This is a genomic window from Peptoclostridium sp. AF21-18 (genome assembly GCF_003478825.1).
Lineage (GTDB): Bacteria > Bacillota > Clostridia > Peptostreptococcales > Peptostreptococcaceae > Peptacetobacter.
Map to the genome: position 1 here is coordinate 524 of NZ_QUGE01000060.1, position 206 is coordinate 729.

The 206-nt window shown below is 50.5% G+C and carries 2 tRNA genes (1 of these 2 cut by a window edge); both read right to left on the reverse strand.

Annotation, left to right across the window (positions count from 1 at the left end):
- Positions 1-53: transfer RNA gene (locus DWX74_RS11155), tRNA-OTHER, on the reverse strand (it extends 70 nt beyond the left edge of the window).
- A 13-nt stretch (positions 54-66) separates the two neighbouring features.
- Positions 67-151, reverse strand: a tRNA-Tyr gene (locus DWX74_RS11010).
- Positions 152-206: the final 55 nt, after the last annotated feature.

Consider the following 206-nt stretch of genomic DNA (forward strand, 5'->3'; position numbering starts at 1 on the left):
CCGTAGGCGCTAGATCCTAAGTCTAGTGCGTCTGCCAATTCCGCCACATCCGCGCATATTTTATTTTGGTGGAGGATGGTGGATTCGAACCACCGAAAGCGATGCTAACAGATTTACAGTCTGCCCCCTTTGGCCACTCGGGAAATCCTCCATATTTGGAGCTGGTGATAGGACTCGAACCTACAACCTGCTGATTACAAGTCAGC